Annotated in this window: 25 protein-coding genes, 8 tRNA genes, 1 rRNA gene and 1 riboswitch; of the genes, 4 read left to right on the forward strand and 30 right to left on the reverse strand. The window is 37.5% G+C overall.

Annotation, left to right across the window (positions count from 1 at the left end; translation table 11 throughout):
* Positions 1 to 315: 315 nt before the first annotated feature.
* The 12 genes from G4D61_RS16955 to G4D61_RS17010 all read right to left on the reverse strand — a co-directional run bounded on the left by G4D61_RS16955 (position 316) and on the right by G4D61_RS17010 (position 3294).
* Complete coding sequence (locus G4D61_RS16955; protein ID WP_163174519.1) at positions 316 to 909, reverse strand: hypothetical protein; 594 nt, start codon at positions 907 to 909, stop codon at positions 316 to 318.
* 40 nt (positions 910 to 949) lie between these two features.
* A complete protein-coding gene (locus G4D61_RS16960) occupies positions 950 to 1354 on the reverse strand; it encodes a permease prefix domain 1-containing protein (protein ID WP_035355584.1) in 405 nt (134 codons plus the stop codon).
* Complete coding sequence (locus G4D61_RS16965; RefSeq protein WP_035355581.1) at positions 1351 to 1680, reverse strand: PadR family transcriptional regulator; 330 nt, start codon at positions 1678 to 1680, stop codon at positions 1351 to 1353. The genes G4D61_RS16960 and G4D61_RS16965 overlap by 4 nt, the downstream gene beginning before the upstream one ends.
* Positions 1681 to 1862: 182 nt before the next feature.
* Positions 1863 to 1945, reverse strand: a tRNA-Leu gene (locus G4D61_RS16970).
* Between the two features lie 50 nt (positions 1946 to 1995).
* A tRNA-Leu gene (locus tag G4D61_RS16975) sits at positions 1996 to 2077 on the reverse strand.
* 6 nt (positions 2078 to 2083) lie between these two features.
* A tRNA-Lys gene (locus G4D61_RS16980) sits at positions 2084 to 2159 on the reverse strand.
* Positions 2160 to 2173: 14 nt separating this feature from the next.
* A tRNA-Gln gene (locus tag G4D61_RS16985) sits at positions 2174 to 2248 on the reverse strand.
* Positions 2249 to 2258: 10 nt separating this feature from the next.
* Positions 2259 to 2334, reverse strand: a tRNA-Asp gene (locus G4D61_RS16990).
* Positions 2335 to 2365: 31 nt separating this feature from the next.
* Positions 2366 to 2437: transfer RNA gene (locus tag G4D61_RS16995), tRNA-Glu, on the reverse strand.
* Positions 2438 to 2478: 41 nt separating this feature from the next.
* Positions 2479 to 2569: transfer RNA gene (locus G4D61_RS17000), tRNA-Ser, on the reverse strand.
* Positions 2570 to 2576: 7 nt separating this feature from the next.
* Positions 2577 to 2648: transfer RNA gene (locus G4D61_RS17005), tRNA-Asn, on the reverse strand.
* Positions 2649 to 2826: 178 nt separating this feature from the next.
* A complete protein-coding gene (locus tag G4D61_RS17010) occupies positions 2827 to 3294 on the reverse strand; it encodes a SprT family protein (protein ID WP_025731221.1) in 468 nt (155 codons plus the stop codon).
* Between the two features lie 89 nt (positions 3295 to 3383).
* On the opposite strand from G4D61_RS17010, the gene cmpA reads away from it, so the two are divergent.
* A complete protein-coding gene (gene cmpA, locus G4D61_RS17015) occupies positions 3384 to 3503 on the forward strand; it encodes a cortex morphogenetic protein CmpA (protein WP_152604344.1) in 120 nt (39 codons plus the stop codon).
* A 309-nt stretch (positions 3504 to 3812) separates the two neighbouring features.
* On the opposite strand, the gene G4D61_RS17020 is transcribed toward cmpA, so the two are convergent.
* From G4D61_RS17020 to acpS, 9 genes are all read right to left on the reverse strand, one after another.
* Positions 3813 to 5990 (reverse strand): Tex family protein, encoded by a 2178-nt coding sequence (locus G4D61_RS17020; RefSeq protein ID WP_163174521.1) that lies wholly within the window; start codon positions 5988 to 5990, stop codon positions 3813 to 3815.
* Positions 5991 to 6194: 204 nt separating this feature from the next.
* The gene (gene sigB, locus G4D61_RS17025; protein WP_025731223.1) at positions 6195 to 6974 is read right to left on the reverse strand and encodes an RNA polymerase sigma factor SigB; all 780 of its coding nucleotides are present in this window, start codon (positions 6972 to 6974) and stop codon (positions 6195 to 6197) included.
* Positions 6952 to 7422 carry an anti-sigma B factor RsbW gene (gene rsbW, locus G4D61_RS17030; RefSeq protein ID WP_025731224.1) on the reverse strand — a complete coding sequence of 157 codons (471 nt, stop codon included), beginning with the start codon at positions 7420 to 7422 and terminating at the stop codon, positions 6952 to 6954. Before rsbW ends, sigB begins: the two co-directional genes overlap by 23 nt.
* A gap of 2 nt (positions 7423 to 7424) precedes the next feature.
* On the reverse strand, positions 7425 to 7754 hold the full coding sequence (locus G4D61_RS17035; RefSeq protein WP_025731225.1) for an STAS domain-containing protein: 330 nt from the start codon (positions 7752 to 7754) through the stop codon (positions 7425 to 7427).
* A gap of 163 nt (positions 7755 to 7917) precedes the next feature.
* Entirely contained in the window at positions 7918 to 8268 is a 351-nt protein-coding gene (locus G4D61_RS17040) for a type II toxin-antitoxin system PemK/MazF family toxin (RefSeq protein WP_025731226.1), read from the reverse strand.
* A gap of 4 nt (positions 8269 to 8272) precedes the next feature.
* Complete coding sequence (locus tag G4D61_RS17045) at positions 8273 to 8551, reverse strand: CopG family ribbon-helix-helix protein (RefSeq protein WP_025731227.1); 279 nt, start codon at positions 8549 to 8551, stop codon at positions 8273 to 8275.
* Between the two features lie 153 nt (positions 8552 to 8704).
* Complete coding sequence (gene alr / locus G4D61_RS17050; protein WP_035355578.1) at positions 8705 to 9868, reverse strand: alanine racemase; 1164 nt, start codon at positions 9866 to 9868, stop codon at positions 8705 to 8707.
* A 322-nt stretch (positions 9869 to 10190) separates the two neighbouring features.
* Entirely contained in the window at positions 10191 to 11207 is a 1017-nt protein-coding gene (locus tag G4D61_RS17055; RefSeq protein WP_025731229.1) for a LolA family protein, read from the reverse strand.
* A gap of 138 nt (positions 11208 to 11345) precedes the next feature.
* Complete coding sequence (gene acpS / locus G4D61_RS17060) at positions 11346 to 11696, reverse strand: holo-ACP synthase (protein ID WP_025731230.1); 351 nt, start codon at positions 11694 to 11696, stop codon at positions 11346 to 11348.
* Between the two features lie 79 nt (positions 11697 to 11775).
* Here acpS and G4D61_RS17065 point away from each other — a divergent pair, with 79 nt between their 5' ends.
* Entirely contained in the window at positions 11776 to 12378 is a 603-nt protein-coding gene (locus G4D61_RS17065; protein WP_025731231.1) for a rhomboid family intramembrane serine protease, read from the forward strand.
* An 81-nt stretch (positions 12379 to 12459) separates the two neighbouring features.
* Here the strand turns inward: G4D61_RS17065 and cshA are convergent, their stop codons facing one another.
* The 8 genes from cshA to G4D61_RS17105 all read right to left on the reverse strand — a co-directional run bounded on the left by cshA (position 12460) and on the right by G4D61_RS17105 (position 20084).
* The gene (cshA, locus tag G4D61_RS17070; protein ID WP_025731232.1) at positions 12460 to 13890 is read right to left on the reverse strand and encodes a degradosome RNA helicase CshA; all 1431 of its coding nucleotides are present in this window, start codon (positions 13888 to 13890) and stop codon (positions 12460 to 12462) included.
* 270 nt (positions 13891 to 14160) lie between these two features.
* On the reverse strand, positions 14161 to 15201 hold the full coding sequence (locus G4D61_RS17075) for a C40 family peptidase (RefSeq protein ID WP_163174523.1): 1041 nt from the start codon (positions 15199 to 15201) through the stop codon (positions 14161 to 14163).
* 341 nt (positions 15202 to 15542) lie between these two features.
* Complete coding sequence (gene ssuD, locus G4D61_RS17080; protein ID WP_035349166.1) at positions 15543 to 16667, reverse strand: FMNH2-dependent alkanesulfonate monooxygenase; 1125 nt, start codon at positions 16665 to 16667, stop codon at positions 15543 to 15545.
* 96 nt (positions 16668 to 16763) lie between these two features.
* Complete coding sequence (locus G4D61_RS17085; protein WP_035355575.1) at positions 16764 to 17600, reverse strand: ABC transporter permease; 837 nt, start codon at positions 17598 to 17600, stop codon at positions 16764 to 16766.
* 2 nt (positions 17601 to 17602) lie between these two features.
* Positions 17603 to 18601 carry an aliphatic sulfonate ABC transporter substrate-binding protein gene (locus tag G4D61_RS17090; RefSeq protein WP_025731236.1) on the reverse strand — a complete coding sequence of 333 codons (999 nt, stop codon included), beginning with the start codon at positions 18599 to 18601 and terminating at the stop codon, positions 17603 to 17605.
* A complete protein-coding gene (locus G4D61_RS17095; protein WP_035355588.1) occupies positions 18598 to 19356 on the reverse strand; it encodes an ABC transporter ATP-binding protein in 759 nt (252 codons plus the stop codon). Before G4D61_RS17095 ends, G4D61_RS17090 begins: the two co-directional genes overlap by 4 nt.
* A gap of 124 nt (positions 19357 to 19480) precedes the next feature.
* On the reverse strand, positions 19481 to 19651 hold the full coding sequence (locus tag G4D61_RS17100; protein WP_081750083.1) for a YezD family protein: 171 nt from the start codon (positions 19649 to 19651) through the stop codon (positions 19481 to 19483).
* Positions 19629 to 20084 (reverse strand): RrF2 family transcriptional regulator, encoded by a 456-nt coding sequence (locus G4D61_RS17105; RefSeq protein WP_025731238.1) that lies wholly within the window; start codon positions 20082 to 20084, stop codon positions 19629 to 19631. Before G4D61_RS17105 ends, G4D61_RS17100 begins: the two co-directional genes overlap by 23 nt.
* Before the next feature lie 270 nt (positions 20085 to 20354).
* A riboswitch (SAM riboswitch) is annotated at positions 20355 to 20466 on the forward strand.
* Positions 20467 to 20562: 96 nt separating this feature from the next.
* Here G4D61_RS17105 and G4D61_RS17110 point away from each other — a divergent pair.
* Positions 20563 to 22428 carry a bifunctional homocysteine S-methyltransferase/methylenetetrahydrofolate reductase gene (locus tag G4D61_RS17110; protein ID WP_025731239.1) on the forward strand — a complete coding sequence of 622 codons (1866 nt, stop codon included), beginning with the start codon at positions 20563 to 20565 and terminating at the stop codon, positions 22426 to 22428.
* Positions 22406 to 25849 (forward strand): methionine synthase, encoded by a 3444-nt coding sequence (gene metH / locus G4D61_RS17115; RefSeq protein ID WP_025731240.1) that lies wholly within the window; start codon positions 22406 to 22408, stop codon positions 25847 to 25849. The genes G4D61_RS17110 and metH overlap by 23 nt, the downstream gene beginning before the upstream one ends.
* A gap of 102 nt (positions 25850 to 25951) precedes the next feature.
* Here the strand turns inward: metH and rrf are convergent.
* Positions 25952 to 26047: ribosomal RNA gene (rrf, locus tag G4D61_RS17120) — 5S ribosomal RNA — on the reverse strand; the annotation flags it as partial.

Below are 26047 nucleotides of genomic sequence, written 5' to 3' on the forward strand. Positions count from 1 at the left end.
AAAAAGGCAGTTTGTTGTCTGAACTAGAACAACAAACTGCCTTTTTTCTGCCTTTGCTAAATCAATTTATATAAAAACGTAAGATTTTCAGTGGCCTCGGACATTCGCCGGGGGTGCCCTTTTTTTGCCCAAACTCAAACCGAGCATTATTTCTTCCTTATCCAGTTTGCCAATGATAACGAAAATAAATATCTTCTACATAGAAACTTTTAATCCCCCGGAAATTCGTTACCTCACACTATGAAATCGAAATAAATAGACTATGTTAATTGATAAGGTACAGATTTACACAAAACGGGCTCGACATTTTCTATTTCAGCAGTTTCTTCTTCTATAAACATAGAAGTACATACTGAGAGGCCACCATAAAACGCCAAAAATTGGATATATAGCCCAAATCGTATTTGGCGAAGAAACGGCATTTACAACGATAAAGAATATACTGATTAGTATAGCTGCCTGGATTGAAAAGGAAACGAATGTTTTTTTCTTTCCATGATACAAAGATAACGGCCACCATATAACCAAGAATGCAGGATAAAGTGCCCACGGATATTGGGGAGATAAGATTATATTTAATAGAGCATAATAGATGATCGTGCATAGACTCCCAATTAAGGCAACACGCATTAATGCTGCTTTTCTACCCAAGTACATGAATACCGGCCACCAAATAATAGGATAAACCGCATAAAGAAACCATGGAACATCGGGTGAATCTTTGTAGTTTTCAAAGACAAGGAGAGAAATGAACATTAAACTGCAAAAAACGGAATAGGACTTATAAGTCTTTCTAATCACGACATACATGGTAGTAGGCCATAATAAAAGAAGAAGGCACGGATAAATAAACCAGATCGTATCAGGTGTTGTTAAGTAATTTGAGATAGCTAAAAATATCATCGTCATTATGCTACCTGCCGTTGCAAATGCTTCATATCATCTCCCCTTACTTCCTACGCAACCAAACAAAATACATCGTTAACGGCCACCATAACACCCCAAATGTCGGATACACAAACCAAATTTTGCTAGGTGTGTAATAAAGGTTTATAAAAACAAATAATGCAATCGTAAGCAAGCTTCCGAGAATTGAATATTGCAAATTTAATTTTGACATATTTTTTTTGGCAAGATTCGATTGTTCAACTCCTAATTCATTCCTTATATCTTCAATATCCCCAAATTCAACAATTGCTTTATTAATAGCATCTTCCTCTGCTTTTCCTCGTTCCATTAAAAAAAATACTTTTTCTTCAAGATTTTGGATAATTTCTTGTTTCATTGATTCTGTTTCCTCGTTGTGCGGAAAATCTTTAAATAAATGATCAATATGCTCCCTAATTTTTTTCATCCTAAGCCCTCCATAAATAAATCAATAATTTCTTTTACTTCCTTCCACTCTTTTGCCAATTCTGCTAAATAAGCTTTTCCCAAAGTTGTAATGCGGTAATATTTACGCTTGCCTCCGTGCGAAACATCACCATAGTAAGCTTCAATGAGGTCCTTTTTTTCCAAGCGCTGGAATACAGCATACAAAGTCGCTTCTTTAATTTGAAAGCGGTCATTTGTTCGCAGACTGATTTCCTGGGATATTTCATAACCATAACGGTCTTTCTCAGAAATCAGCTTTAAAATAATCGAATCTAAATGCCCACGAATAATATCGCTTCTAACCATCATTCCACCTCAAGATTAATTATTCTATCTGATAGAGTAATATTAGCAAATATTACTCTATCTGTCAAAGTAATTTTAACTAAAGAAAATAGAGAAATTCTTTAAAAGCGTCTTTTCAAACATAAAAAAAACACAAAAAAAGGCTTCTACAACTGTAGAAGCCTTAAGATCGTAATATAAAATGCGGCCGAGAGGACTTGAACCTCCACGGTGTTGCCACCACTAGGCCCTCAACCTAGCGCGTCTGCCATTCCGCCACGACCGCGAATTATACGTTATATTGTATCATATTTATAGTGAAAATCAATAGAAAAATGCGGGTGAAGGGAGTCGAACCCCCACGCCTTGCGGCGCCAGATCCTAAGTCTGGTGCGTCTGCCAATTCCGCCACACCCGCAAATAATGGTGAGCCATGCAGGATTCGAACCTGCGACCCTCTGATTAAAAGTCAGATGCTCTACCAACTGAGCTAATGGCTCGTACAAAAAAATAATGGCTGGGCCAGCTGGATTCGAACCAACGCATGACGGAGTCAAAGTCCGTTGCCTTACCGCTTGGCTATGGCCCACCAATAATAATGGCGGTTCCGACGGGAATCGAACCCGCGATCTCCTGCGTGACAGGCAGGCGTGATAACCGCTACACTACGGAACCATTATTAAATGTATTGTATGTATTGTAAAAATGACCCGTACGGGATTCGAACCCGTGTTACCGCCGTGAAAGGGCGGTGTCTTAACCGCTTGACCAACGGGCCGCAGCAACATCAATTATGTATTCATTACATCGAAGTACGTATGGCGGAGAAGGAGGGATTTGAACCCTCGCGCCGCTTACACGACCTACACCCTTAGCAGGGGCGCCTCTTCAGCCACTTGAGTACTTCCCCATTATAACTCCGCAGGTAGGATTCGAACCTACGACCGATCGGTTAACAGCCGATAGCTCTACCACTGAGCTACTGCGGAATAACAAGAATCATCTTGTCGACTCTTTAAATTATACTCAGGACAACATAGACTGTCAACACTTTTTCAAAAAAAATTTAAAAATCTTCCTGAGCATCGTCTTCTTCTTAGTAATGTTTTCCATATAGATGATACAATATCCGGGAACATACTGGTTGTTTCGAAAACATGATAATCCTCAATGATTGCCTTTGCCAGACAATACTAATTTTCCCTTACACTTCCCACATACATATCTCTTTACATCCACTTTTTTTCTTCGCCTATATACTATGCCACATTGACTACATATATATTCGTACATTTTTCCACTTTTAGCATCTTTTCTACTCGGTAATGAAGAACAATAGCGCGGTGCATCGACTCTTTGTAAAAGTAGCTTAAAATCTTGATCCCGATGTTGATACCCCTTGCCATTAATATGTAAATGGTAATGACATAGTTCATGTTTAATAATGCCGATTAGTTCAGCTTCACCTAGCTCATCTAAATATTTTTTATTAATTTCAATATGATGGCTGTTTAATAAATATCTACCACCAGTAGTCCGTAAACGGGGATTAAAAATTGCTGTATGAAGAAACGGTTTTTGAAAATATTGAAGTGAAATTTCTTCAACTAGTTTTTGAAGTTGCACATTATTCATCCTTCATTTCTCCCTTTTATGAACGTGACAAGTTATTATAACATATACTGATTACACATTAAATTTTATTGTAAGGAGGGGGACTTCAAATGCCTACATGGTTTAAAAAGCAAATGCAAAAGGCATTTTCCAACAAACAGCGACAACAAATCAAATTATTGAATCAATGTTGGTTCTTTTATAACGAAAAAAAGATGTCCGAAAAATAGTAGCTGGACATCTTTTTTTATGTATGAATACTTATCAAACAATTTTATCTTAGACGTTCACAATTTTTATCGCTGATTTTCGCTGCAGGAATCCCGCACCTATTCCCTCCAATCAGCTTTATAAATAAGTGTGTACATCTATTTAAAACAAGAATATTTTGAGCGGTTGGTCTAATATGATTATTTTATTATAAAAAGCGGAAATCGATTTCTCCCCCAAGATACTCACTTTCCACAGGCGGGTGCCCTCGGTGAAGCATTCCTAAAGGAGTCTCGCATCTCGCGTTCCTCCAATCGATATTTTAAACATTATCCTTTTGGAAGCATCGTCAAGGACAGTCTCCCCTTTTGAACATCAACTTGTTCCACCCACACTGTTACAATGTCGCCAACAGCCACAATATCAAGGGGATGTTTGACATAATGATTACTTAATTTTGAAATATGCACGAGGCCATCTTCTTTTACACCGACATCAATAAAGGCACCAAAATCAACTACGTTTCGAACGGTACCTTGCATTTCCATGCCAGGCTTCAAATCCTCTAGTTTTAAAATATCTTTTTTTAGTAACGGTTTTGGCAATTCATCACGCGGATCACGGCCTGGACGATTTAATGCATCAAAAATATCCTTTAACGTCAGTTCGCCAATATTCAATTCTGCTGCAATTTCAGAAACCGATACAGTTTGTAGTGCATCTTTTAATTGGTCAGAACCTATATCCATCGTGGTATAACCTAGTTTTTTTAGTAACTTCTTCACTTCGGGATATGTTTCGGGATGAATAGGTGTTTTATCTAACGGCTCATTACCATCTGTTATTCGTAAAAATCCGATACTTTGTTCATAAGTTTTTGCACCTAGTCTTGGAATGCCCTTTAATTGTGTACGATTTGAAAACTTACCATTTTCATCTCGATATTTAACAATATTATTAGCAACTGTACTACTTAGTCCAGAAACATATTGGAGCAATGAAGGCGATGCTGTATTTACATCAACACCAACTTGGTTAACAGCTGTTTCAACGACAAATTTTAGCGATTCATTTAATTTTTTCTGCGACACATCATGCTGGTATTGCCCCACTCCTACTGATTTTGGATCAATTTTCACGAGTTCTGCCAATGGGTCCTGTAATCTGCGGGCAATCGAAACAGCACTTCTTTCTTCAACTTGCAAGTCAGGAAATTCTTTACGGGCTAAATCCGAGGCTGAATAAACACTTGCCCCAGCTTCATTTACAATAATATATGACAAATCTTCATCTATTTCTTTAATGATACCCGCAATAAATTGTTCTGTTTCTTGAGAAGCAGTACCATTCCCTATTGCTATTACTTCAACATGGAATCTTTTAATTATGTTGATTACAGATTCCTTTGCCTCTTCTGGTTTTGCTTTCGGTGGGTGTGGATAAATGACGCCGATCTTTAACACTTTACCAGTTTCATCAACAACTGCCAGTTTGCATCCTGTACGATAAGCAGGATCGACCCCTAAAACCATTTTTCCTTTAAGCGGTGGTTGAAGAAGAAGATTTCTTAAATTCTCCGCAAAAATATGGATCGCTTGATCTTCGGCCTTCTCTGTTAATTCATTTCGAATTTCACGCTCTATGGATGGTTGAATTAAACGTTTATAGCCATCCTCTACAGCCTCTTTAACGAGAGAAACTGTTGTCGAGTGCTCGTTCTTTATCACATTATTATTTAAATATTGTAAAATACGCTCTGTATCTAATTGTAAAGAAACTCGAATAATTTCTTCCTTTTCTCCACGGTTTAATGCCAGAATACGATGGGGAACAATTTTACGAACAGGTTCTTCATATTCGTAATACATTTCATAAATTTTTTTCTCATCTTTTTCTTCATTTTTAACAGCGCTTGTAATCAGGCCAATTTTAAATGTTTCATTACGAATCCAGCCGCGATATTTCGGCTCATCTGAAATCATTTCAGCTATGATATCTTTAGCTCCTTGAAGAGCCTCCTCAATCGTATGTACTTCTTTTTCTTCAGAAATAAATGATTGTGCCTTAGAGACAATATCCTCACCCATTGGAAAAGTAAGCAGCCATTGTGCTAAAGGCTCTAATCCTTTCTCTTTTGCAACTGTTGCTTTCGTACGGCGTTTTTGTTTATATGGCCGATACAGATCTTCAACAAGCTGAAGCTTATCAGCATGGACAATTTTTTGGTGCAATTCCTCAGTTAATTTCCCTTGCTCATCAATTAACCGCAATACCTCTTCTTTTCTCTGTTCCAAATTTTGCAGGTAATGCCAGCGCTCCATAATATCTCTAATTTGTACTTCGTCAAGCGCCCCTGTCATTTCTTTTCGGTATCTTGCTATAAAAGGTACGGTATTACCATCTTCAAGAAGATTGATGACATTTTGTACCTGTTTATGTGAGAATTTAAGTTCTTTCACTAATTGATTAAGAAGCAACTCGTTTTTTTCCATAAGTTGTTCTGTCATTTCATCACCACATTTCTAGTCATGTTAACATTCTTTTCCTTTTATTTTATCACGAGTACGTTATAAAAAACATGGTCGCGCTTTCTTATTAAACATTCAAGCCTATCGACCATTTTTCCTGCAATAACTAGTAGATTAGTGCTGAGCGCCATCATTAAAGGGTAGCAAAATGATATTGCTACCCTCATCTTAAACGATTATGAATCAGTCTTTTGACTTTGCCGATCCGTCTTCAACCGCATCTCTTAACTTCTTAATCGCTTTGCGCAACAAACGAGAAACATGCATTTGCGAAATTCCAAGCTTTTCACCGGTTTCTTTTTGACTCATATTTTCAATATATGTGTAGTGAATAATTTGCCGTTCACGTTCATTCAAAACATGCAATACTTCACCTAATACTAATCTTTGATTGACTTTTTCAAATCCGTTATCTTCCGACCCAACAAGATCTAGAAGCGTCACTGTACTCCCATCGGAATCAGATTCAATAGAGTGGTCAACGGATAAAGCATGATAGCTTTTTCCCATTTCCATTGCTTCTAGTATTTCCTCTTCCGACACTTGTAATGCTTCAGCAATTTCATCAATCTTTGGCGATCTTTGCAACTCTATTGTCAATGTTTCAACAGTAGATTTGATTTTTGGACCTAGTTCCTTAATACGCCGCGGTACATGAACACTCCACGTTTTATCGCGAAGAAATCTTTTAATTTCACCTATAATAGTAGGAATTGCAAATGATTCAAAGCTTTTTCCATAGTCAGGATCAAAGCGTTGGATCGCCCCTAGCAAACCGATAATCCCTACTTGAAAAATATCTTCTTGAAACAACCGATCTCTCGCATATTTGCGTGCTAGTGATTCTACTAGCCTTTTATAGTGCGATACAAGCGTTTCTTGGATTTCTTCATCACCAGTTGCCTGATACATTTTAATTAATTGATTTACATCACTTTGGTCAGGTAAAGACAGTTTTGACATTCGTCTCCACCTGCTCTCCTTGAAGATATTTTGTCATCATAACTGTAATTCCTTTGTTGCGGTGAATCCGAACTTCATCCATTAAACTTTCCATTAGATAAAGGCCCAATCCTCCTTCACGTAAAAATTCAATTTGTTCATCTTCAGAATAAGGTTGTAATAAACCTTTTGCTTTCTCAATATCAAAGCTATCTCCATTATCTGAAACAAAGATTTCTAGACGATTTCCAAAAAGTCTAAAATCAATTTGTACCACACCACTTTCATCCCCTTTATAGGCATGTTGGATAGCATTGGTAATAGCTTCGCTTGTCGCAATTTTCAAATCTTCCATATACTCATAGTCAAACCCCATACGACTCGCAATTCCTGAGATGGTTAGACGTATCACCCCAACATATTCCGGTTTGGCTGGGATAGTCATGCTGACATGATCAAACTCCTTCATTATTACACTCCACCTTCTATCTCACTATTAATGTTCATAATATCAGTAAGTCCTGTAATATCAAACAACCGTTTTAATCGATCAGAAAGTCCTCTTAACGTCATATCTCCATTGCTTGCTCTTAGATTTTTAAATATACCGACTAAAACACCTAAGCCAGTACTATCCATATAAGTTACTTCCGAAAGATCCACCAATACCTTTAAATCTTTTATCCCTGCATAGGGCTCAAATGCTTCCTTCAGTTTTGGTGCAGTAAATGCATCGATCTCTCCATCAATGTTTATATCAATTTGTTTTCCGTCTTTATTTAAATCAATTTTAAAATTCATTTCTATCACCTCATTAACATGCAGTGCTAATATTATCTACCCTGTTTTTTTCAACGCAAAACCTCATAACCCCTCTTTTTCCAAAAACAGTCTCAATTTTTTTATCGCGAATGAAAGATTAGAAAAATAGTCATTAAAAAAACGCCCCTAAATTAGAGCGTTATCAAAATTCTATTAAACCTAAACTAATTTGAAGAGCATCGTCGACTTTCTCCATCATTTCTTCGTCAAGATGCGTAATTTTATCCGTTAAGCGCTGTTTATCTATTGTACGAATTTGTTCAAGTAAAATAACAGAATCACGTTCAAAACCATAACGTTTTGCATCAATTTCAACATGTGTAGGCAGTTTTGCTTTTTGGATTTGCGCTGTTATAGCAGCAACAATTACAGTGGGGCTAAAACGATTCCCAATGTCGTTTTGTAAAACGAGTACTGGACGAACGCCACCCTGTTCAGAACCAACAACAGGAGAAAGGTCTGCAAAGTACACGTCACCACGCTTAACAATCAAAGGATTAACCTCCGCTTACTAAGCTTTCAACTGTATGTTCTGCCTCATATTCTGCCTGAATCGCTTCTGTGGCAATGGATAAATTAATTTTTGCCATCTCCATATATCCACGTCTCATCGTTTCGCGAATTTGACGTTTTTTACGCTCTTTTAAATACATTTTCGTTGCACGGTAAATTAGTTCATCACGATTCATATTTTCTGTTTCAGCAAATCCATCGAGCTCTGTTAATAGTTGTTGCGGTAATCTAATTAATATCTCTGTTGAAATGGACTCAGACACAAACTACACCTCCAACGTCACTACACACCGGACTTTATCTTAACCAATATCATCATACCATCAAATCAGTCATCTGCCTAGATGAATTCACTATTCTTCTATATTATCGGCAAAAAAATCTGTTTATTATTCAATCTATTCCATAAATTGCCACTATACATTAAGAATAGGGTTGGAAATTTCAACAATTTCTCCCTTTTTTATATATACTCTCGGAACCCGATGCGCAATTGAACATGTCACTTCATAATTAATTGTGTCCAATTTTCTCGCAATATCATCAACAGAAATAGACAAATTTCCTTGTTTTCCGATTAATGTTACTTTTGTTCCAACCTTTACTTTATGGGACAATTTGATCATACATTGATCCATACATACTCTTCCAACGATTGGTGCCTTTTCACCATCGACTATAACCTCTTGACCTTGTAATTTACGAATCCATCCATCAGCATAACCAATTGGCAGCGTCGCTATCCATTCATCTTTGTCAGCTGAAAAAGTTGCGCCATAGCTTACCGTATCTCCTGGATGAATCTTTTTAATATGCATAACCTTTGTATGCAAGGAAAAAGCCTCTTTTAACGGATAAGGCAATAAAGGTTTTATTTCTGGGGATGGTGATAAACCATACATAGCGATTCCAAAGCGAACAGCATTGAAATTGCTTTGATCATATCTTAAACTTGCTGCACTATTAGCACAATGCACATATTTAGGCCGCACTTTTAATGCACTGACCATCGTTTGAAATTTGACGTATTGCTTTTCAAATAAAGTTGTATCTAATTCATCTGCCGTAGCAAAATGAGTAAAAATACCGGTGAAATCAAAACAAGCAGATTGTTCAACTATGCGTTCTACTTCTTCAAGTTCTTCTACTGTTCGTACACCAATTCTCCCCATGCCTGTGTCACATTTTATATGAACAGACAATGGCTCTTGCGGATTTAAATATTCCTTTGCGATTTCTAGCCAGTTTGTTTGAAAAACTGTAAGTGAAATATGATGTTTTGCAGCAATTGCCGCATCTTCCGGACGAGACGTACCAAGGACAAGTATTGGTGCCTCAATCCCTTTCTTCCTAAGAGCTAAAGCTTCATCTAAAAATGCAACTGCGAGCATTGTAGCACCCGATTCGAGTGCTGTTTTTGCTATTTGTACATCGCCGTGTCCATATGCATTCGCTTTTACGACCGCAATAATCTCTACATGTTCTGGTAGACGATTGCGAAGGTTAGATAGATTCTCTGAAATAGCATCAAGTTGAATTTCTACCCATGTGTCACGATAAAAAGCGGTTTCCTCGTTCATGATTACACTTCCTTTAATTTTACCATTATACTGATTATTGAACGAGATGCGTAAGTTGTCAAATGCTTTTTAGCAGGAACATTGATTCGCCTTTACACTTATTATATTTTTTTCTTTTCTAAACATTATTGTCACTAAAATCAATTTATGACTCATTCATGTATATGAGCATGAGTCATAAATATGCAAATCCTATTCGTGTTGTAATAGACTTTCAGCCATATTATGTTATGATAACCTATCATCCATAAATCTACACATAAAAAACAAGAAATAGATAAGTAGAGATCACTTATCTATTCCTTGCCATTCAAATACATTTTTATTTTTCAGGTTCTCCTTGGACAGATTGGGCAATTTCGACCATTTCATCCTTTGTTAAATGTTTCGAAGCAACCATATAGTCCACCCCATTATCTGACCATGATATAGAATGATCCGTCAGTATTCCAAAAGTGAAGCCAAGATTGACCACGTCTCCATTTATTGGTGTAGCATCCATTGATGAAGTCGGCATGACTTCTGACCGTTCTTGAATTAAAGTATACGATTTATCACCAGTATAGGTAAGCACAGCTCGTTTTCCATTTGTCGTACTTACTTCTTGCTCATCTAACAGTTTCGTGTTTCCAATTTTTGCGGTCGGGTATTTCACGGAAAATTCTTTTGAATTAATTTTAGCATCTACAGGGATTTCCAGCTTAGCCCCTGTCATATTTTTTCTTGTATCAAAAGCATTATTATCAAATTTGGCTTTCATATCTACCTTCGAAAACTTTACTTTCACAAGAGGATTATGATCTGTATCCATTACAACTACGCTAACAGGCGCAAGTGTTCGTTTATCAAAGGTAATTTTTTGATATGGAAGCATTTTATGATTCTGATAACGTGTTTTTGTTTCAAAAACATACTGATTCTTTGTAGTTGTAAGTTTCGCATTTTTATCTTTTATAATATCTTTTACAAGCGACTCATATAAGTATGCCTGGCTCGTATTATTTGGCCATTCACTTTGAAACTTATAGCTTTTATTTAAAGCTGGTGTAACAACATATACACCTTCTTTATTACGCAAAATCATCTGGCTTTGGCCTTTATCGCCATTTTTCAAAGAAACACGATAGTAATCTGGTTTATTATGCCATACATCAATATTATATGTTCTTGGTTCATCCCCCATATTCAACGTCATCTTTGCTGTAAGTTTATATCCTTGCAATTTTGAAGCTTTTTCATCTAGCTTACTGACAATATCTTCCTTAGATTTGGATCCACACGCGGAAAGTACGAGCATGGCTGCAAATGCGACGACAACGATCCAAAATGTCTTCTTCATCCTTTCAACCCCTTTATTGTCTCATTAATCGTTCATAAAGAGAAAGGTAATAGGATACCTTGTCTCTCCCTCTCGCTATGAATATATGAGACAATCCTAACCAATATGATTAGGAATTTTCAGGATGATGTACATCTGTTATTCTTCAATGATGACTTGGGCGGCAGCATAGTCTCTGCTATGGGTAATAGATAAATGGACACCCTTTTTATATGGTTTTACAAAAAACGGCCTGCCATTATTATCACTTGTTATTTCCATATCATGAAAAGACAGTTCTTTGCCAATTCCCGTCCCATTTGCTTTTGAAAAAGCCTCTTTTGCTGAAAAACGACCTGCTAAAAATTCTATTCTCCTGTTTCCTTTTAATGTACGAAAATAGTTCATCTCAGAGTCCGTCAATATTTTTTCTGGAAAACGAGACTGCCTTTCACAAACCTCTTTCACTCTATCAATTTCAATAATATCGATCCCAATTCCTTTAATCATGACGATTCACCTTCTAACTTTTCATTTTGTGCATATATCCATATAAAGAAACATTCTCTTAATGAAAGGAGGAATTCTCTTGTTCATCCGTTCGAAAAATATCTCTACTTTTTTAAAAGACTACCCCATTACAGCAAGTATTATTATCATTCAAAGTCTCTTATTTTTTATTACCTTTATCCCTTATCTCCCGCATGACTTTATATTTCAATATTTTGCAGGTGTTAATTTATATATTGCCCGAGGAGAGCTATGGCGTTTAATCACACCCATTTTCGTTCATCGTAACTTTAGCCATTTACTTTGGAACTCTTGTTCCATTATATTATTAGGTCCCTTTTTAGAAAATATATTAGGCAAATGGAAATTTACTTTCGTTTATATCGGATGTGGATTGTTTGCAAATATCGCATCCTATCTTTTTTTGCCTCGCACATATATTCACGTTGGGGCCAGCGGTGCAATATTTGGGTTACTTGGAATGTATTTCATGATATTGATTTTTTCTAAAGGATCATTACCGGCTATTTACCAAAAAACAATCTTAACTGTCGTATTATTATCAATTGTCATTACCTTTCTTCAGCCTGGAACGAATGTAGTGGCCCATTTATTCGGCTTAATTATTGGTGTATTGCTTGGCTGGTGGCTATTTAACAAAAAAGGTCTGAAACCATATTGATCCATTATGGTTTCAGACCCATCACTTTAAATTAGGCTATAATCGCTTACTCTTTTGGCCCCGCTATAGTAATTTTACATTTTATGATTTATGGTAATTTTTGTTTGTTCTTCTCGGTTTACGACCTTTGTTGTTATGATGATTGCTAGAAGAATGTTTGCCTTTTCTTCCGTTACGATTATCCTTTTTAGTTGGGAGTGGTCGTTCATCACTAATTTGAACAGGTGTTTTATCCGGTTCTTTTGTCATTAATTTTAATGCCGCTGCGGTTACTTCAATTGGATCATAATCCGTTAGCAACTCTTTTGCAACATTTAAATATTCTTCAATACTGCCTTCTTTAATCGCCTCGCCGATTTTTTCCATTGTCATGCGCTGTTGGCCTTCAAATGCTTCGCTCCAAGTAGGCGGACGCATCGGGATCATTCGTTTTTTCGTTGTTTGTTCAACAATTCTTAAATAACCCATTTCACGCGGAGTTACGAATGTCATAGCCATTCCTTCTTTACCAGCGCGTCCTGTTCTTCCGATACGGTGTACATAAGACTCTGGATCCTGCGGAATGTCAAAGTTATATACGTGTGTGACACCAGAAATATCTAATCCACGTGCAGCCACGTCAGTTGCAACAAGAACATCTACTTTACCTTCTTTAAATTTGCGCAATACTGATAAACGTTTCGCCTGGCTAAGATCGCCGTGAATACCTTCTGCTAAATAACCGCGTAAGTTCAAAGCATTCGCCAATTCATCCACTCTGCGCTTTGTACGTCCAAAGACAATTGCAAGTTCTGGCGATTGAACGTCTAATAGTCTTGAAAGGACATCAAATTTTTCCCGCTCTTGAACTTTAACAAAGTATTGTTCAATTAAAGGTACAGTCATTTCCTTCGCTTTCACACGTACCAATTCTGGATCCTTCATAAAGCGTTCCGCAATTTTACGGATAGGATCAGGCATCGTAGCAGAGAATAACAATGTTTGACGATTTTCTGGAACAGATGATAGAATTGCTTCGATATCATCAATGAATCCCATGTTAAGCATTTCGTCTGCTTCATCTAGCACAAGTGTATGAACGTTGTCTAGTTTCAACGTGCGTCTTTTAATATGATCAAGTAAACGTCCTGGCGTACCAACAATAATTTGCGGACGATTCTTTAATGCTCTAATTTGACGTTGAATATCTTGGCCGCCGTATACAGCGAGAACACGAATACGTGAGTCTTGACCAACTCGGTATAATTCTTCTGATACTTGTATTGCCAATTCACGTGTTGGTGCAATGATAATTCCTTGAATATGTTGACTCTTATGGTCAATTTTTTCAATTAAAGGAATACCGAAAGCCGCTGTTTTACCAGTACCTGTTTGGGCTTGCCCAATGATATCTTTTCCTTCTAAACTTAATGGTATAGTAGCTGCTTGTATTGGTGATGCTTCTTCAAAGCCCATTCGTTTTACTGATTTTAAAATTGCTGGGCTAATATTTAGATCTGAAAACTTCGTCAATCTTCTCATTCTCCTTCTATACGTTCAACAGGGCCATCGTTCCCCTAAAGGGAAAATCCCATTATTACAAATAAAATATACTCTTTTCTCAGAGTTTCGGTTAAAAGCGTAAACGATGTACGGTAATCGTAACATGTATAACCTAATATTTCAATGTATTAGAGCAATACTGTCATAAATCAATAATTTCGAATAAGCAATCTTCTCTATCTAGATATCATTATTCATTTTATGTATTTCTCAAAAAATTATACATGGTGCCTGACCCCATTAATGCTTTAAAGCATTAATGGGGTCAGGCACTAGATACCTTCTTGCACCAGCTAATTCTTCATAATATCCCTTTGTTTTTAAAGGAATAATTTCTACATCTTTTTTTGAATTTGGAGAATGAATCATCATGCCATTTCCAATGTACATTGCAACATGATGCACTTTGCCCTTTCCTTCATCATAAGCAAAGAACAGTAGGTCACCTGGCTGTAATTGATCTAATGGTACTTCTGTGCCATTTTGTGCTTGCACACTTGAATCTCGAGGAATCGTAATACCGTGGGATTGATAAATTGTAAAGGTAAATCCAGAGCAGTCAAATCCAAAGCCACTCATTCCGGCCCATAAATAGTGCAATCCCAAAAATTTCTTCGCTGTTTTGACCAGATCTTCACCTGTAGGATATGGAATAGACTTTTCAGATTGGAAATATTGGCCATCTCCCTTGGATATCCAAGCAGTCTTCCCGTCTGGCTGCAACACTTTAAAAGCTTGCTTCGTTTCAGTTATATAAGGCAAACGCGTATTATAACTAATCTCCAACCCTTTTTTCTTCAATGATGCATTTTTATAAAGAAAGGCTGTCGGCGATTCAACCAAGACAAATGGGGCATCTTTCTTTTTCGCAAACTTCTTATCATATGTTAATTGTTTTATAGGCATCCAACCCGGATATCCCAAATCATTTCGAGGTGTTAACTGTCCTTCGACAGCAACCTTCACCCAGTCCCCATTTCTCTCAAGAATCGTTACTTTATTACCATATAATGCCTGCGTCTCTAACATTCCATCATCAGATAGTTGCAACTGCTGTTCTAAACTCATAGAAGAAGTCCATTTTCTCATATCAACAGGGTTTGTAGAGGATGGCAAATCAACGGAACGCAAAATATTTGGTGCAGTCCACAATGTCGCAACCGACACGTCAATATATGCTTCCTTTCCAGCAATTGGTTGTTTCTCCTTTGCAAGCACAACGCGGCTTAACCCAACCCCTAAAACAATGACTGTAAAGAAACAAATAATGCCTTTTTTCATTACTATTCTCCTCTCCTCATTGTGAAATAAAACCAATACCAGGTGCATTTGATAATATGATTGTTTCTCCTTCATAATCCATCCATTTGGACTCTGTCGCCAGCCAGGACAGAAAAGATATGAATGTCCCCACATCTCAATAATATTACGTTTCATAAACCCACATAACAGCTATGTATTTCCGTTTAGCAATACACATGCAATCACTATAATTTGAATATCCACTCAAACCAGTAATAAATTTTAACTCTCCCCCATCATATGCAGCGACAGGTTGTTCTATTAAAAGTGCCTGACCCCTTTTATGCACTACAGCATAAAAGGGGTCAGGCACCATTTTTTTATTTTGTTGGGAAGTAAATGTTTGCTACTACTTCTCCTGTACTTTGTACTTCATTATTAGGTTTATTTTCTATTGGCAATAATGGGAATAGCAGATCTGCTACTTGATATGCCTCTTCTAAATGTGGATATCCTGATAGTACAAAAGTTTCAATGCCGAGATCAGCGTATTCCTTCATACGTGCTGCTACTTGATTAGGATCACCTACAAGTGCAGTTCCTGCTCCGCTACGTACTAGACCGATGCCAGCCCATAGATTAGGGCTAATTTCTAGTTGTTCCCTTCTGCTGCCAGCATCATGCAAGTTTGCCATTCTTTTTTGTCCAACAGAGTCCATTCGTGCAAATGCTGATTGAGCTGCTTTTATTGTGTCATCATCTAAATATTGGATTAAACGATCCGCCGCTTCCCAAGCCTCTTTTTCTGTTTCTCTCACAATAACGTGAAGCCTTATGCCGAATCTAACCGTTCTTCCTTCTAATTCCGCTAATCGACGAACTTCTTTTATTTTACGTTCTACTTGCTCTGGTGGCTCTCCCCATGTTAAGTAAACGTCTGAATGTTTTGCTGCCACCGCTTGCCCGGCTGGTGAAGACCCGCCAAAATAAATTGGTGGATTTGTACCGCTAGTAGTAGGAAATAACAACTCTCCTCCCTTTACTTCGATGAATTTCCCTTTAAAATCAACCTTCTCTTGGTTCAACAAACCTTTCCATACCGTTAAAAATTCATCTGTCGCTTCATACCGTTCATCATGCGAAAGGAAAACTCCATCACCAGCAAGCTCAACAGGGTCACCGCCTGCAACGACATTAATGAGCACCCTTCCATTAGAAATACGATCTAATGTGGATGCCATTCTTGCTGCTACAGAAGGAAGCATTAAACCCGGACGAACAGCAACTAAAAACTTCAAACGCTCTGTTACCGGAACAAGCGAGGACGCTAACAACCATGGGTCTTCGCAAGATTTTCCTGTTGGTATTAACACACCCGTGAATCCAAGACGATCTGCTGCTTGTGCCACTTGTTTAAAATAAGTGTAGTCTGTCTTTCTACTTCCCTTTGTTGTACCTAAATAACGACCTTCTCCATGTGACGGAATAAACCATAAAATTTCCATAATTTACATCTCCTTGATTTTTATTATTTTATGATCATCGAGATGGTATGAAATACCTCCCCTGATGCATCCAAATTCAAATCTATATTTCAATCATTACTTACCGCTGTAGGTATCACGCCATTTTAATAACTTCAATTCAAGTAAACGCACAATGGAATCTGTGAGCTTCCCACCAATGGCAAAAATGATAATTCCAACAAACACAATATCTGTATTTGAAAATTGTCGGGCGTCCATGATCATATAGCCAATTCCTGCGCTTGACCCCATCATTTCCGCAACGACTAATCCTAACCAAGCAGCACCAAGTGATAAACGAATTCCAAGAAGAATATTTGGCAATGCTGCAGGTAAAATAAGCCGCGTAATCAATTTTGTCCGACTAAATTCTAATATTTTTGCTACATCAAATAGCTTTGAATCTACTCCGCGAATTCCTAGGAAAGTATTAACATAGACAGGGAAAAATGCCCCCATAGAAATTAATAAAATTTTTGAAGTTTCGCCAAACCCAAACCAAAGAATAAACAAAGGGGTTACGGCCAAATGCGGCACTGTTCGTAACATTTGAAAAGATGGATCCAGCAACTCTTCTGATCGCGTAGAAAAACCAACGATGACGCCAAAGATAAGACCTAAACTTGCACCTAAAATAAAGCCGAGCGCTGCACGCCATACACTAATTTCTAAGTTACTCCATAACTCACCAGTAACAGCTAAATTTATAAAGGAATGGTAGATTACAGACGGCGCTGGTAAAATCGTCGGAGAAACAAACCCAAATGAACCTCCTAACTGCCATAACACTAAGATTAATAGAGGGATAATGAATCCTCGTAATAGCACTTTTGTCTTCCTCTGGTAGGAAGGTAATTTAGGACTTTTCACAACTAAGGATTTACCGACATCCACAACTGATGTTTTGCTCATTATTAATCACTCCCTTTCAAAGCTTTCTTAATATAGCTGTTATCTACTACCTTCGATGTATCGATTTTTTGTTTAATCGTTCCTTGCTTATATAAGAAATCTGCTGTTTTCTGCTGTTCATTAATGATCTTTTTCGTAGTCACTTTGTTGAGCATTTCATTGTTTACCAATACTCTTCGAACAACATCTTTATCAATGCCTTTTGCTTTTGCATAGAAATCAATTGCCTGTTCAGGATGCTTCTTTTGCCATGTTAATGCCTTCTGATAGATTTTTAAGAAGTCAACAACCAATTCTGGATGTTCTTTCGCAAATGCTGATCGTACAATCGTAAAACCAGGTGAAGTTAGGTCAAGAGTAGTTCCATCGGCCAATACCCTTGCCCCCTTTTTAATTACTTGTAAGGAAACAAATGGCTCCCAAATAGACCAAGCATCAACCTTGCCACTTTCAAATGCCGGCTGTGCTTCATCAGGCTGAAGTTGAATGATCTGAACATCGTTCGGTTTAATACCTGCTTTATTTAAAGCTACATATAGTAAATTAAACCCGCTGCTTCCTTTTGCAACCGCAATTTTTTTCCCTTTTAAATCTTTTAAACTCTTAATCTTACTGTTCTTTTGTACAAGAATGGCATTTCCCTTAGTTCCTTCGCTCGATAAAGCAATCTCTTTAAAAGGAATATTAGCTGCTTGACCAACGATGACAGGCGCATTCCCAACTTGCGCAAAATCAATTCTTCCTGATGACATAGCCTCGAATTGTGGTGGCCCGCTTTGAAACTCTGCCCATTTTACATTGACTCCCTTTTTCTTAAATTCTTTTTCAAACCACCCTTTTTCTTTCGCTAAAAGTACTGGTGAAAGTGATTGCTGGTAACCTATTGTAACAGTAGTGTTTTTGCCTTCTGCAGTACCATTTACGCTTTTTGACTGTGAGCAGCCTGTAAGTATGAGAATAAATGCTATTATAATGACGGGAAACAATCCTACCTTTTTCAATTCGTAACACCCCTTGTTTTTTCTTCAAATTCTTCTAACAGACGTTGTCTCATCTCCAAAAATCTGTTTTCGCTTCTTTTTCGCGGATAAGGCAGACCCACCTCCATAATGTTCGTTATTCTCCCTGGGCGAGGGCTCATAATGACTACACGATTCCCCAAATAAATTGATTCATCTAAATCATGGGTCACGAGGATCATCGTTGTTTTCTTCTTTTTCCAAATTTCTACTAAAACATCTTGTAAATGCTGCCTTGTAAATGCATCTAGTGCACCGAATGGTTCATCCAAAAGCAGCACATCTGGATTCCTCAATAACGCTCTAGCGATTGCTACCCTTTGTGACATTCCTCCTGATAACTCGCGCGGATAAGATTTTTCAAAACCCTTTAACTTCACAATTTCAATGAGTTCCTTTACCTTATCTCTTACCTCTACTTTTTTAAGAGATAAGTCTGCTGCAATATTCTGCTCCACAGTTAACCAAGGAAAAAGCCGATGCTCTTGAAAAATAAAACCTTGCTTAATACTTGGACCTTTTATCGGTTCCCCTCCGATATTGACTGCTCCGCTAAATCCTAGATCAAGACCGGCAATAATTTTTAACAGTGTGCTTTTTCCACATCCACTTGGACCAATGATCGTAATGAACTCTCCTTCAGCAATATGTAAATTAACATTCTGCAATGCGTGAGTTTCCTGCTGTTCCTTTTGAAAAGAACGATTTAATCCTTCAATGAAAACACTCAATTCCATCCTCCCCTTCGTGTTTAGCATATAAAAAGAGACTCCTAGCTTTATAACTTAATGTTTTAAAGCTAAGAGCCTCTAGTGGTCTAGTCGGCTACATCTATATTTATCTGCAATTTTCATAATTGAATTATTTAACTCTCACTTTCTTTTTTAGATCAAAACGATATTTTTCAACTTTTTCAATTTGTGTTACTTGCGAGTCATGGACCGTAATTTGAACAGTCCCATATTCTAAGTTTTCCAATGTGCGGATAATTTTTTCAATCACAATTGACTCAATTTTTTGATTTGAAATCAAGAATATCCTCTTCCTTCCATGATTGAATTCTATTTTCTAATAAATCTTCAAGTGTCGTTCTTTCTAATACAAAAGCAATTGTATCTCGTACTAATGACCAAAGCGGCTTTAATAAACATCCTTGCTCAAGTGGACATGACTGATATTGTGTAACACTGGCACAACTCATAGGTGACAGCGGCCCTTCTAACATTCGGATTACTTCACCAATATTAACATCCTTTGCTTCTTTGCCTAACATATATCCACCTTTTGCTCCACGTTTACTTTGCAAATATCCTAATTTTTTCAGTTGCAGCAAAATTTGTTCAAGATAATTCGTTGTCACAAGCGTTTTTTCCGAAATTTCTTGAATCGACATCACTCCCCCTTGATGTTGACCGAGTACAATTAATGCTCTTAATGCATATTCCCCTTTACTAGAAATTTTCAACCTTTTCACCCTGCTTCTATTGTTGAGTAAAGTAGTCAACATTCATGCTTAACAAGTATGTTCGTTTCGTTGGAAATATGTTCAACATAAATCCCTACTAAACTTATAAGAAATGTTAAAAATAATAATAATACCTCCAAAATTAAAAATCAATATATTTTTTATTATTAAAAAATTATTACGCAATCTAATCCTATTGACGGTGGACCATTTTTGGAATATGATTATTTTTAATAAATAGAAAATTTTAATTTGTCAATTGAATAGTGTTTCTTATCAAGAGAGGTGGAGGGACTGGCCCTATGAAGCCTCAGCAACCAGCCAAACATGGTCAGGTGCTAATTCCAGCAAACAAGTATTGTCATTGTTTGACAGATAAGAAGGAATGATGCCTTATGTCAATAAAAGCCTTCTTATCTGTAAGAAGGCTTTTTCTTTTTATAAAAATTACTAAATTTGATGGGGTGGAGGGAATCTTATGGGATTGATTGAACGCTTAAAGAATGAAATTTTAATAGCAGATGGAGCAATGGGCACACTCCTATACTCGTATGGAATTGACTTTGGCTATGAAGAATTAAACGTGACAAATCCTTCTATCATTGAAAGAATCCATCGTGATTATCTTGAAGCTGGTGCTGATATCATTCAAACGAATACATATAGTGCCAATGCCATTAAATTGGCGCGCTACGGCCTAGAGAACGATGTAAAAAAAATTAATAATGCTGCTGTCAGCATTGCTAAAAAATCCATTTCCTCATCTGAACAATATGTTATTGGAACATTAGGCGGTATTCGTGGCATTCGTAAAAACAGTGCAAGTATGGATGAAATCTCAGCTGCTTTTACCAAGCAATTGGACATATTACTCGAAGGAAATCTTGACGGCTTCTTACTAGAAACATATTACGATTTTGAAGAACTTACGAATGTATTAAAAATTGCTAGAAGCATGACAGATCTCCCAATTATTGCTCAAGTGTCCATGCACGAGCCTGGATTTCTGCAAAATGGGCTTCCTCTTAATTCAGCACTCGAGCAACTAGAAATATTAGGTGCTGATGTAATAGGTGTTAACTGTCATTTAGGTCCTTATCATACTTGTCAAGCATTCGATCAGGTTACTTTGCCAAAAAAGGCTTTTTTATCTGCCTATCCAAACGCGAGCTTACTAGATGTAGTGGATGAGCGTATCGTCTATAAGTCAACAGCAGACTATTTTGGAAAATTAGCTGTTGAGCTGCGCAATCAAGGTGTACGGTTAATCGGCGGCTGCTGCGGCACAACACCCGATCATATTGCTGCTGTCAAAAAGGCGCTAAAAGGACTACTCCCAATAACAGAGAAAGAAGTCGAGCACCCGAGAGAATCCATTCTAATTGAAGATCATGCACCTACCCCTCCTTCTTTAGTTGAAAAGGTGAAAAAACAGCGCTCTGTCATTGTCGAATTAGATACGACCAAACATTTAGAAACAACTACATTTTTTAAAGGGGCAAAAAGTTTGCAAGAGGCCGGAATCGATGCCTTAACAATGGCAGACAATTCATTGGCCTCGCCGCGAATTAGCAATATGGCGATGGCAACTTTATTGCAAACAAACCACAATATCCGTCCACTCGTACATATAACATGTCGAGATCGCAATATCATTGGATTGCAATCGCATTTAATGGGACTTCACGCTTTAGGAATTCACGATATTTTAGCTATTACAGGAGATCCATCTAAAATCGGGGATTTTCCTGGAGCTACTTCAGTTTATGATGTATCGAGTACAGAACTGCTGCAGCTCATTAAGCAATTAAACGAAGGCATTTCCTTTTCGGGAAAGCCATTAAAGACAAAAACAAATTTTACAGTTGCTGCAGCGTTTAATCCAAATGTCCGCTTATTAGACCGGGCAGTGAAACGGTTAGAAAGGAAAATAAAAGCAGGTGCAGATTACTTCATTAGCCAGCCTGTTTTTTCCATTGAAAAAATTGAAGAGATGTATGAGGCAACAAAACATTTAAGTACACCAATTTATATCGGGATATTGCCATTAACAAGCTCAAGAAATGCTGAATTTTTGCACAACGAAGTCCCCGGCATTCAGCTATCGGAAGAAATATTAATGCGAATGAAAGCTTGGGAACACGATAAAGTTCAAGCAGAACGTGAAGGTATTAAAATTGCCAAAGAACTAATTGACGTTGCTGCTAGGAAATTTAACGGTATTTATTTAATTACACCATTTTTACGTTACCACTTAACAACTGAGCTCGTTACATATATTCACGATCTTGATGCAACTATAACAAAAGGAGATGCCAATGATGTCCAATCAATCTCGCATTGAACAAGAGCTGAAAAAAAAAATATTAGTCCTTGATGGGGCAATGGGCACGATGCTACAGCAAGCGAATTTAACTGCTGGAGATTTTGGCGGTGAACAATACGAAGGCTGCAATGAATATTTAAATATCACTTCTCCTAATACAGTCACTGATATTCATTTAGCCTATTTAGAAGCAGGTGCTGATATCATTGAAACAAATACATTTGGAGGCACTCCGCTCGTTTTAAATGAATATCAGTTGGGAGAAAAGGCATACGAGATTAATAAAGCTGCTGCACAGATTGCGAAACAGTGTGCCGAACAATTTTCAACAACTGAGCATCCCCGATTTGTAGCCGGATCAATAGGACCCACTACAAAGACTTTATCTATCACTGGCGGTATTGATTTTGACACACTCAGTGCTCATTTTGAATTGCAGGCAACCGCACTCATTGATGGTGGTTGCGATGTTCTCTTGCTTGAAACGAGTCAAGATATGCTTAATGTAAAAGCTGCATACATTGGCATATTACGCGCGTTCGAACAAACAAAGAAAAAACTTCCTATTATGATTTCAGGAACAATTGAACCAATGGGTACAACCCTCGCAGGTCAAAGCATTGAGTCTTTTTATATTTCTGTTCAGCATATGAATCCCCTATCTGTCGGCATAAATTGTGCAACCGGACCTGAATTTATGACAGACCACTTACGGACATTATCTGAATTATGTACTACTAATGTGAGCTGCTATCCAAATGCAGGCTTACCAGATGAGGAAGGTTGCTACCATGAGTCACCTGAATCCCTTGCCCATAAAATTGAAGGATTTGCAAAAAAAGGTTGGCTGAACATTGTCGGTGGCTGCTGCGGTACGACGCCTGCACATATTAAAGCTATTCGTAATGCAGTAAAAAAATATCAACCACGAAAAACGATAAATACATCACATCAACATGAAATATCAGGAATTGAACCTTTACTATACGATGATTCAATGCGGCCTTTATTTATTGGAGAACGGACAAACGTCATCGGTTCGCGTAAATTCAAACGTCTTATAATAGAAGGTAAATATGAAGAAGCTGCAGAAGTTGCGCGCGCTCAAGTAAAGGGCGGAGCACATGTGATTGATATTTGTCTTGCTAATCCTGACCGTGATGAACTACAAGATATGAAACTTTTTATTCAAGAAGTTGTAAAAAAGGTGAAAGTACCTCTCGTAATTGACTCAACCGATGAAAAGGTGATAGAAGAAGCATTAAAACTCTCACAAGGAAAAAGCATTATTAACTCCATTAACTTGGAAGATGGGGAAGAACGGTTTGAGAAGGTTCTCCCGATTGTCAAAAAATATGGCGCTGCAGTTGTCGTTGGTACTATTGATGAAAAAGGAATGGCTGTTACACGTGAAAGAAAACTAGAAATTGCTGAACGTTCCTATGATTTGCTCGTTCATAAATGGGGGGTAGCACCTGAGGATATTATTTTTGATCCTCTCGTGTTTCCAGTAGGCACAGGAGATGAGCAATATATCGGTTCAGCAACCGAAACCGTTGAAGGAATTCGCCTAATTAAAGAAAAATTGCCAAACTGTTTAACTGTACTTGGTGTCAGTAACGTATCATTTGGTCTCCCACCTGTAGGAAGAGAAATTTTAAACGCAGTTTATTTATATCACTGTACACAAGCAGGGCTAGATTATGCAATTGTAAATACAGAAAAATTACAACGATACGCTTCTATTTCAATGGAAGAAATTAAATTGGCAGAACAGCTTTTATTTGAGACAACGGACAAAACATTAGCAACATTCACTGCCTTTTATCGTGACAAAATAAGCGAAAAAAAAGAAAGCTCATTGCCTGAAACTGTAGAAAAACGACTTAGCTACTACGTTGTGGAAGGAACAAAAGAAGGCTTAATCCCTGATTTAGAACAAGCGTTAAATATGTTTGATTCACCTCTTGATATTATTAATGGCCCGCTTATGGAGGGGATGGCTGAGGTTGGACGCCTATTTAACGATAACCAATTAATTGTTGCTGAAGTGCTTCAAAGTGCCGAAGTAATGAAAGCAGCCGTTTCCTTTTTAGAGCCATTTATGGAGAAGCAAGATGATGCTGGAAAAGGTAAAGTGATACTGGCTACTGTCAAAGGTGACGTCCATGATATCGGGAAAAATTTAGTCGATATTATTTTAAGCAATAATGGATTCCAAGTGATTGACCTGGGTATTAAAGTAGCACCTAATGATTTAATAAACGCCATTGAAAAGGAAAAACCAGATATCGTTGGTTTATCAGGTCTGCTTGTAAAATCTGCTCAGCAAATGGTTTTGACTGTTCAAGATATGAAACAATTCAATATTGACGTACCCGTTCTTGTCGGCGGTGCCGCACTATCTAGAAGATTCACAGAAACAAAAATTTCTCCAGAATACGACGGACCCGTTCTTTACGCTAAAGACGCAATGGATGGACTTGCACTTGCTAATCGTCTACAAAATAAAAAGGAAAAGCCAAAATTATTATTTGAACTTGCAGCACAGCAAGAAAAAAGAAAAAAAATTGAGCACTATCGTTCAAATACATCCGACAGCAATATAGCCGTATTAGATAAGCCGAAAAAAACAGTGCGGGCAGATATACCAGTTTATGTACCGCGTGATTTAAATCGGCACACGTTACGAAATTATCCTATATCCTATTTATATCCTTATATTAATATGCAGACTTTAATTGGTCATCACCTTGGTTTAAAGGGAAAAGTAGAAAAGCAGTTAGCTGAAGGAAATGAAAAAGCATTAAAGTTAAAAGAGACTGTTGAGCGGTTCTTGAAATCTGGGGATTTACGTACCGCAGCAGTTTATCAATTTTTCCCTGCCCAAGCCGATGGTGATGATGTTGTTATTTATGATCCGAAAAATCAAACAGTAGAAATCGAACGTTTCTCATTTCCACGGCAAACAAAATCACCATACCTTTGTCTTGCAGACTACTTAAAACCAAAAGAAAGCGGGCAAATGGATTATGTTGGAATTTTCCTTGTCACTGCAGGATTTGATGTTAGAAAAAAAGCAAATGAATATAAACAAAAAGGGGAATTTTTACTAAGCCATGCAATCCAAGCAACTGCACTCGAGTTGGCAGAAGGTTTTGCAGAAAGAATCCATCAAGAAATGCGCGATCATTGGGGGTTTCCAGATCCTACAGATTTTACAATGAAACAGCGTTTTGCTGCTAAATACCAAGGTCAACGCTTCTCATTTGGTTATCCAGCATGCCCAAACTTAGAAGACCAAGCAAAATTGTTCAAACTTATTAAACCAGAAAGTATTGGAGTCCACTTAACAGAAGGCTTTATGATGGAACCTGAGGCATCTGTCTCTGCTATCGTTTTCTCCCACCCTGATGCGCAATATTTTAATGTTCAATAATAGTCTTTGTTTGACACCTACTTTTTCAAAGTAGGTGTCAATATATTATCCAAATATATAAATAAAAAGATACCACAAAATATTCTGTGGTATCTCGTCTTTGCCCGGCAACGTCCTACTCTCACAGGGGGAACCCCCCAACTACCATCGGCGCTGAGAAGCTTAACTTCCGTGTTCGGGATGGGAACGGGTGTGACC

Origin of the sequence: Heyndrickxia ginsengihumi (assembly GCF_011008565.1) — a bacterium.
GTDB classification, from domain to species: domain Bacteria; phylum Bacillota; class Bacilli; order Bacillales; family Bacillaceae_C; genus Weizmannia; species Weizmannia ginsengihumi.